The sequence below is a fragment of the Candidatus Poribacteria bacterium genome (assembly GCA_021295755.1).
Taxonomy (GTDB): Bacteria; Poribacteria; WGA-4E; order WGA-4E; family PCPOR2b; genus PCPOR2b.
Genome location: JAGWBT010000172.1, coordinates 9,224 through 16,526 on the forward strand (window position 1 = coordinate 9,224; position 7,303 = coordinate 16,526).

The 7,303-nt window shown below is 49.4% G+C and carries 8 protein-coding genes; 7 read left to right on the plus strand and 1 reads right to left on the minus strand.

All coding sequences use genetic code 11. The features are described from left to right. The first annotated feature begins 121 nt into the window (after positions 1 to 121). Both J4G02_20340 and J4G02_20345 read left to right on the plus strand, forming a co-directional pair. Positions 122 to 817 (plus strand): hypothetical protein, encoded by a 696-nt coding sequence (locus J4G02_20340; GenBank protein MCE2396876.1) that lies wholly within the window; start codon positions 122 to 124, stop codon positions 815 to 817. Position 818: 1 nt separating this feature from the next. Beyond that, positions 819 to 2,234 (plus strand): hypothetical protein, encoded by a 1,416-nt coding sequence (locus J4G02_20345; GenBank protein ID MCE2396877.1) that lies wholly within the window; start codon positions 819 to 821, stop codon positions 2,232 to 2,234. Here J4G02_20345 and J4G02_20350 read toward each other — a convergent pair. Further along, positions 2,193 to 2,447, minus strand: coding sequence for a hypothetical protein (locus J4G02_20350; GenBank protein ID MCE2396878.1), 255 nt, complete (start codon positions 2,445 to 2,447; stop codon positions 2,193 to 2,195). The two genes, J4G02_20345 and J4G02_20350, sit on opposite strands and share 42 nt — an antisense overlap. 261 nt (positions 2,448 to 2,708) lie before the next feature. Here J4G02_20350 and J4G02_20355 point away from each other — a divergent pair, with 261 nt between their 5' ends. The 5 genes from J4G02_20355 to J4G02_20375 all read left to right on the plus strand — a co-directional run bounded on the left by J4G02_20355 (position 2,709) and on the right by J4G02_20375 (position 7,250). Continuing rightward, complete coding sequence (locus J4G02_20355) at positions 2,709 to 3,107, plus strand: hypothetical protein (GenBank protein ID MCE2396879.1); 399 nt, start codon at positions 2,709 to 2,711, stop codon at positions 3,105 to 3,107. A gap of 81 nt (positions 3,108 to 3,188) precedes the next feature. After that, positions 3,189 to 5,096 (plus strand): hypothetical protein, encoded by a 1,908-nt coding sequence (locus J4G02_20360; GenBank protein ID MCE2396880.1) that lies wholly within the window; start codon positions 3,189 to 3,191, stop codon positions 5,094 to 5,096. A gap of 440 nt (positions 5,097 to 5,536) precedes the next feature. Further along, positions 5,537 to 5,722 (plus strand): hypothetical protein, encoded by a 186-nt coding sequence (locus J4G02_20365; GenBank protein ID MCE2396881.1) that lies wholly within the window; start codon positions 5,537 to 5,539, stop codon positions 5,720 to 5,722. 295 nt (positions 5,723 to 6,017) lie between these two features. Next, entirely contained in the window at positions 6,018 to 6,446 is a 429-nt protein-coding gene (locus J4G02_20370; GenBank protein MCE2396882.1) for a hypothetical protein, read from the plus strand. Between the two features lie 270 nt (positions 6,447 to 6,716). Beyond that, on the plus strand, positions 6,717 to 7,250 hold the full coding sequence (locus J4G02_20375) for a hypothetical protein (protein ID MCE2396883.1): 534 nt from the start codon (positions 6,717 to 6,719) through the stop codon (positions 7,248 to 7,250). Positions 7,251 to 7,303 lie beyond the last annotated feature (53 nt).

The following is a 7,303-nucleotide window of genomic DNA, read 5'->3' on the forward strand; positions in this document are numbered from 1 at the left end:
CTCGAAAAACTATGCTAAAGCGTCCCTGTATCCCCGCCTTAAAAGACGCGGTTTTAGGGCTAAAGTGGAGTTAGATAATCCATAATTCTTACACACAACGCATCACGCAAGGAGGTAGATGATGCAGTTTACTCCAGAAGATTTAAGTATAGATTTACTCAACCGAGCCACCGGGTCTAACGCAGTAGGTGGAATCGCCTCGGTTGCCAAGCCGCTTGCCACACACAACACAGGTAACTTGCTAAAGGGCATCATGGGTGCGTTGGGCGCAACAGGCAATCCCTATCTTGCCGCCCTCTCCATCGGATTGCCGTTGGTGGGCGGGCTTTGGGACTCGTTCACAGAGAGTCCGCGTGAGCGGCTGGAGAAAGAGATTTTTCAGGCACGCCGAGAACGGCTCGGCGAGCTGCGCCGTCAGGCAAAGGGGCACTTTACGCCGGCGGAACGGCAAGACATTCAGCGGGCGAACGAGCCGGTCCTCAACCGGGTAGCGGCCAACATCGCCCAGCGCGGGTTGGATACCTCCGGTGCTGCGTTGGAAGAATTGGCTCAAGTGGAACAGGCACCGTTTCTACAGGCGCAGCAACTCGCGCGGACACGGCTCGATGATTATGAGCTAAAAACATTCGACTTGTCACGGCAGATGATGCAAGAAGACGATGGGTTCCTAGGAGATATACAGGGAATCACGCAATATCTCTTTCAGCTTGGGAAGCAGAAGCAGATGGATACCGATTTGATGGGACTGGATAAAACGCTCACTACTATCCAAGACTTATTGGCAAAACTCAAGGAGTTAAGCCCGGAGGCATTATAAGATGGCAATACAAGAAGAAGGATTTGTGAAAACACTCGTGCGTGGATTGGTGCGCGGCGGTGGGATATACGCTCGCGCCCGGATGGCAGCGGATCAGGAATCAGATGCACGAAAAAAGGAGATGCGTGACTTCGCCGTCGAGAAAGCTAAGTTAGCGATGCAGGGCGATATCGCCGCAGCGAATGGGTATATCGAGATTCTGAAAAAGAAAATTGCGGAGGCACAGCAGAGATCGGCAACAGATCCAAAGGGGGAAGGTGGAGAATCTACTCAACTGGTAGAGCCGCCGAACAGAGAGCCGCAGCAGGCAACTGAGCAGCCTACACTTGAGGGGCAGCAACCGGTCGAGGAAACCGACATTAAGAACGATGAACTTCAACTCCCGTCGGAGTCGAATCCCAAGGTGGAGGCGGCAACGCAGGATTACGAAAAAGCACAAAACAGTCCAGAGGCGAAGGCAAAAGCGTATCAAGACTTAAATAGGGCTTATGCGAATCTGGGAATGATCTCGCCGGAAGCACAGAAAAGATTAGACAATGTCTTCAATAAACTCACAAATCCTACGGGGAGTGGCAAGGTATACCAGAATCTTAGAGATGTAAAGTCGCTCTTTCAGGTGCTTGAGAACCTTAAGGATAATACAGGTCTGGAAGCTAAGAACATGATTGGCATAGTCCTTGGCAAACTTATTGGGCAAGGCAACGCTTCGATGCAAGGTCAAATCGAGGCTTACGCTGCAAAACGGGGTATTCTTGATGAGTTATTTGAACTCCGCGAAAGACTCACAAAAGGGTCGGAACTCACCCCGCAGGCAAGACAAAGTGCATATCAACTTGCTGCGGCGCTGCAGCAATACTATATGAATGAAGCTGAAAAGCTGAAAGAACGACTACGAGCAGATATGGAGTCTATAGGATTGTTGGGATTAAAGAATGCGGGGGGAGAGATTATCCGCTCTGCGGATCCGGATTTTCTTTTGTCAGATATAGATTTTACCCAGTTTGACCTCTCTAATCCGGTGCTCGAAGCATCGGGAGAGCCGGATCAAACTGGCGAAGGGGACAAGGTCTCAGAAAAAGATGCCCCTCAAAAAATAGCGGAGGCAATAGTTGATATAGCAAACGCTGTGGTTGATGTGCCGATCAAGGCGTTTTCAAAGGCGTGGGGGTTGGATATCTCAAAGGATCCGCTGCAAGCGGTTAGAGTCCCGCTGATAAGCGCGTCAGATGTTGATCGACTCGCTGAAGATCTTGCAAATACTGCAATCCCGGTTGACGAAGCACGCAAAAGGGTTGAAGGGATCTTGAAGGGATTAAAATTCGAGAAAGGGGATAAAGGTCAGGCGCATATTGATACTATAGTGAATGCGGTCATCTCACGGATGGAAGAGAAGCGGACGCAGCAGAATAAAGAGTAAGATCGCCATCGCTATAACCAATATCAAGAGACACCCCCAACCCTCTTCAAGAAGTGCATGAAAGAGGCGTCCCTTTAGCTTGCCGTGCCTTTGGATCCGCGCTTGTTTACGCGCCTCCTTCTGTTCTTCCTTTAGTCTCGCTTTAGCGATGGCTCTGGCTGAAGGAATGCTACATACCACTAGCAGGATAAGAATGATTACAAGAATTTCCATAAGCAATGATTTACTTCCTGACAACTCCGGGCGATTCACGCATCATACTAACGTAGTAGGCATACGCTGTATGCCGTAACCGCTTTTCACTCCAGCGTCTTGAGTTGTAGGTTGGGTAGGGCGTCAGCGAAACCCAACACAATGAACTCTTGAACCCATGCCCCACCCCTATTCTACCACAAAAGGTAACATTTTACACACAAAATGGCAAAACTCACAGCAGACCTACAGACCAGATTCTGCGCCCACATTGCAGAAGGAATGAATAAATCCGATGCCTGCGCTGCTGTAGGGATCAGTCGAAAAACACTGTATAACTGGTTGGAAAAGGGAGAAGCGAAAGAGACCGAGCAACATACAGATTTCTATAACGCATACCAACTGGCGGTGCGGTCATCATATCAGGTGCTCCTCCGGCAGGTCTTGGACGGCGATAGCCAGGTGCGAACCGAACTGGATGCGAATGGCAATGTGATAAAGATCGTCAAGACCGAAACGCGGTCGTGGCGGCAGGCAGCATGGTTGCTTGAGAAACGGTTTCCACACCTGTTTGATGAAACAGTGGGGAATCCACCCGCCTCCGAAGACACGCCGCAGCTACCCAACTACACCGCTCTTGTCGAACTGATTGAACAATTTGAAAGGAGGAATGAAACGTAAGAAGAATAATGCGTAACAAGTAAAGGGTTATCTGCTTGACAATTCTTTACGCATTACGTTTTACGCTACGTTTCACGCACTATGGCAACGATTTGGCGAACCGAAAATTTTAGCCGGGGATTACACACAAAACCTGCCCGCGCCGGGGGTGGTGAGAACTATGCCGCGGATATCGAGAACTTGCAGGTAGACGGCGATGGGTTTCTGCGCTTGCGTCCGAACTTTAGGACGGTCGGACCGGGGGGTGCGGATATTACGGGTATCGCTGCATCGGAAAAGTATCTGTTGGTGCTGCGCAATAATGCTCTACTTTATCTGCGTGAGTTGGACAATTTAGACGAAGAAACTGCCATATCTATGAGCTATTTTGGAACAGAGAATCTGCTGAGTGGTCGTATTTCTATTGTTTCTACATTCAGAGATTATATAGTAATTACTTCCGAAGGAAGCGATCAGGGGTTTTGGATAGATCTTCGCGAAGGAAGAACATTGCGTGCCTACTCGTTAGGTTTAGATCCACCAGAGGTCATTTTCTCCAAAACGAATCCTCCCATATCGGCACCTTATTTTACGCTCCGCAGTGAGTATAATGGTGAAGATGCTGCTCGAGGCAACTTCACATATCTGTATAAAATAACATATGTACGAAGGATTGAGGCGGGCCTTGGCGAAGTTGTAGCAGATGCTTTGTTTAACGGTATGGAATCGGTCAGTTCCGAACCGGTGCGGATAGACACGGATTATCCGCTTGGCTATAAAGACGATGAAGGTGTATTGTTTGTTATCCATGTTGAAAATCTGCTTGATTCAGCTGATAATCAAGCAACAGGAATCTATCTCTACAGAACAGAGGATGTCGGGGACCATCTGGAGGCCTTGGATGATGATGCAGTGTTAGACTTGGACAACTTTCCTTATCGTCGTATCGGGTATCTACCAAGAAGAATAGGCAGTTTTAAAGATTTCGGTGAATATCCGAATCCCGATTCTGATGCAAATAAAAATTTAACTTGGAAGGATGGGGAGCTGTATGTCAACGAAAACAATAAAAGGCTGCCGGGTGAAGTGAAGCAGATTCATTATCATCAAGGACGTATCTTCGCGCCGGCGGGGGATAGGCTAATCTATTCCGATTTTCGGGGTACGGTTCAAGCTATTTGGGCGTTCCCTGCGACCAATGAAATCAGACGGACACGACCGGGGCGTGTGGATTTCTGCGCGAGTCATCGGGAGGTGTTGCTGTTCGGTGGGCACGACGGGTTATACCGACTCACGGGGCTTGATTCGTCTGACTTTGATTCTGATGAGATTTCGGGTGTCGGTCCGCTTGACGGTTACAGTTGGGGCACGTTTAAGAATTCACTCGGTTTTGTCGGCAGTTATGGGTTGTACCTAACGGACGCTTCAAGTGTTCAGTTTCTCAGCGAAGCGGCGCTAGATGGGTTCTTCGATGCGAAAATTGTCCAGCGCGGTGCGGTGCTCTTCTTTGAAGACGACACCATGCTCTTTTTTGTTCGGCTGCAATCTTTGGACGATGAAGGGATCACCGATAGTTTCTTCCTGTTCGATGATCGACACTGGGTACGATGGGTAGGTGAGACAGCGACGCAGTTTGCATCAAATGCCAGTCGGTTCTATGTCGCAGGAGACGCCAACTTCAAGCAGATTCAATGGCGAATGGGAGAGAACACCAACACGAATTTGCCGTGGGCCTGGGAATCGAATCTGATTCATGGGCAGGAGCAGGGTGCTGGAAACCTCACCAAGCGGTTCGCGGAGTTGTTGTTATCCGCTGCTGCGGGGACGGACATCACGCTGAAGACATGGCTGGATACGCAGGAGGAACCAACGGAACGCCAGTTTGAGACGCGAGATGACCTTTATTTCCAACGGATCCCGATTGAACGGATTGGCAAGCGGCTGCGTTTCCGACTGGAGGGGACAGGGCCCGTAACCATTCGGGGGCTCCAAATTGAGGGAGAAGTGTAGTGTGAAGTGTCAAAGCGAGGAAACGAGATGAAATTTGATCCGAATGCACCGAATCGGTTAGATTGGACAGATTGGCGGAAAAGCAACCCAATAGAACTTACGCACTTCAGAGTTTTGACCTGTCAGTGCCCTTCCAAATCCCTAACATTTGGCGAGGTTATGGTGCCATTTCAGTGAAAAACAGTTCATAAACAGTGCGTATTTGGCAGGTCAAAAAGCCGTCTACACGCCCCTTTGTTGGGTGGTAAAAATCTACAAACGCCCTGAAGCTAGGCCCCATCGGGGTTCAGAGAGATACCCGTCAATGATGAACCCCCGATGGGAGGGTAAAATTTTTCTGGGACCTGACAGGGCCCTGCCAAATTGCCGAATCGTGCCGGTAGAGCATTGAAATAGAGGTGTAGGTTCCTATGAATCGGGACTAGCGGAAGGGGTTAGCTTTGAGCGTTCAACTGCGTAAGTCGCTCAGCCCCACCGAGCGGAGGGATGTTGTCCACATGGACGCTTCAACTTATGCCTATCTGCGGGAAAAATGGGTAAATTTGAGCCGAGATCTCCGCCTGCCTTCGATGAAATCGGGAATGCGCTACGCTCAACCTGCGAACTTATCCCGCAGTTTGGGGTGAACCCTAGTGAAACCCAACGCACTAAAAGTAGTAACCAATGGTGCTAGCTTGCAGCTGTTGATAACGTGAAACGGGATGCGTGAAACGTAAAAATCATCGGTTCATCGGTTCGTTTAGCCCCAGCGGGGCGACATGTTTATAGCACTCCCCGATAAGTCGGGATCCAAAGCGACTTGAACAATGTAGAAAAAACTTTCTCACTAAACTAGCACCAAAGGTTAGTAGGCACACGCCGTATGCCGTAACCTCTAACGACTATTAGCTGAACTGTTGGGCAACAAACACCAAATCCAAGATGTTGACCGCACCACAAAGAGGGGGAGGTAGCACCCAATGCGATTCTCGGAAAGAGCAGGAAGGACTTCGGAAGCTGCTCTTTCCTACGGAGCAGCGAGAAGTATTTGCGGGAGGTGAAATGGACGATAGCCCGGACCCATACCGTGAGTCGGAGTCAGCCAAGGAGCGTAAGTTGTATCCACGCGAGATAGAGGAAGCAGAGCCCTTTTTTGGAGATATGATTGACCTCGAGGAGGTCAGAATTTCGGATAAAAGTTTGGTGGGGCGCACATTAGGCAAAAATCGTGTGGCGATGACGGTTGAGAACACGATCTATGGCAACAATATGAGCGATTGGCTCATCATCCACGAATTAGTCCATGTCTGGCAGTATAAGAATGAGCTGCTATCACCCGTAAGGGCAGGTCTTTGGCAACTCGCAATATAACGTTGCCTCCGCCGGGGACCCGAATCGGAAAACTTTTCGCGAATACAATTTTGAACAACAAGCCGCGATCCTCGCAGATGCTTACCTAGTTCTCGTTAAGAATAAGCCACCAATACGTAACGAGGGTTACAAGGGTGGAAACAAACTTCCCAATGATGCAGCGCTTTTCGAGCTATATCACCTCTTCATGTGGGAATTTCAGCAGTGGCATGAAGAACTGCAATCGAGGCGTTCAAGTTCTACTGAAGAAGAAAATTAGGAGGTAACAAAATGTTAAGATGTCTTGTCGCGCTAATCGGTCTGCTTGTAACAAGTGGGTGTGTAATTATGGCAGGGACGCCTAGCATCCACCCCCATTCAGAAATAATGGCACCGACATTCTGTCTCCACGGTGGAAAGTCAGAGCCCCTTCCCATAACGGAAATTGCGGTAATTCGGGGTGATAAGGTCAATGACGAGCGAATCGAATGGCGCGAATCGGGTAATCCATGGCGGGGGTTGTGGGAGGGAGGCGACCAAACGGCGTGGGTTTTAGAATACACACCTGACGGCTCTGACCCACCGGTGAACACCTACGCTTGCATCACCTACGGTAAAGCACTGCCGGGATACAAAGAGAAAAGTCCCGCTTTGCCCTTAACCCCGGAGAGACTTTATAGCGTTGCGATTCAGACCGAAGATACCCCCCATCCGGCGGAGATGTATTTTATCATCCGCTTAGATTCGGTAGGTAAACCCGTCAAATTGGAATATGTTTCCACAATCCTCAACCTGCGCGATGTTCAAGTGATAACTCAGCGATGAAGGCGTTACAACCCTCTAAACTCCTCCGTATTTCACGCTCTAATCGTCCGTTA